Here is a 1,266-nt window from a genome sequence, read left to right as displayed (position 1 = left end):
GAACAGGCCAGCGCTGACCGGCTCGGCTTCTGGGCCGCCCAGGCCCGCCGGCTGACCTGGGCCAAGGAACCGACCGAGACGCTGGACTGGTCGAACCCCCCGTTCGCGAAGTGGTTCAAGGACGGCGAACTGAACGTCGCGTACAACTGCGTGGACCGGCACGTGGAGGCCGGCCACGGCGACCGCGTCGCCATCCACTTCGAGGGCGAGCCCGGCGACAGCCGCGCCATCACCTACGCCGAACTCAAGGACGAGGTCTCCCGCGCCGCCAACGCCCTGCTCGAACTCGGCGTCCGCAAGGGCGACCGGGTCGCCATCTACATGCCGATGATCCCCGAGACCGCCATCGCCATGCTGGCCACGGCCCGGATCGGCGCCACACACTCGGTCGTCTTCGGCGGCTTCTCCGCCGACGCCCTCGCCACCCGCATCAAGGACGCCGACGCCCGGATCGTCATCACCTCCGACGGCGGCTACCGACGCGGCAAACCCTCCGCCCTCAAGCCCGCCGTGGACGAGGCCGCCGAGAAGACCGGCACCGTCGAACACGTCCTCGTCGTCCGCCGCACCGGCCAGGACATCACCTGGAACGACACCCGGGACGTGTGGTGGCACGACCTCGTCGCCCGCCAGTCCCCCCAGCACACCCCCCAGCCCTTCGAGGCCGAACACCCCCTGTTCATCCTCTACACCTCCGGCACCACCGGAAAGCCCAAGGGCATCCTGCACACCTCCGGCGGCTACCTCACCCAGGCCGCCTACACCCACTGGGCCGCCTTCGACCTCAAGCCCGACACCGACGTCTTCTGGTGCACCGCCGACGTCGGCTGGGTCACCGGCCACTCCTACATCGTCTACGGCCCCCTCGCCAACGGCGCCACCCAGGTCATGTACGAGGGCACACCCGACACCCCGCACCAGGGCCGCTTCTGGGAGATCGTGCAGAAATACAAGATCTCCCTCCTCTACACCGCACCCACCGCCATCCGCACGTTCATGAAGTGGGGCGACGACATCCCCGCCAAGTTCGACCTGAGCAGCCTGCGCATCCTCGGCTCCGTCGGCGAACCCATCAACCCCGAGGCGTGGATCTGGTACCGCAAGCACATCGGCGCCGACCGCACCCCCATCGTCGACACCTGGTGGCAGACCGAGACCGGCGCCATGATGATCTCCCCCCTGCCCGGCGTCACCGCGACCAAGCCCGGCTCCGCACAGACCCCGCTGCCCGGCATCAGCGCCACCGTCGTCGACGACGAGGCCGCC

At 69.5% G+C, this 1,266-nt stretch carries 1 protein-coding gene; it reads left to right on the top strand.

What is annotated here, in order from left to right; genetic code table 11:
* Positions 1 to 1,266: acetate--CoA ligase (locus tag ACWDD7_RS37765; RefSeq protein ID WP_450460721.1), on the top strand; the 1,266-nt coding region annotated here is incomplete at both ends.

This window comes from Streptomyces sp. NPDC001056 (assembly GCF_053598955.1).
The sequence above is the reverse complement of the archived record's forward strand: the minus strand, read 5'-3'. Positions and strand labels throughout refer to the sequence as shown.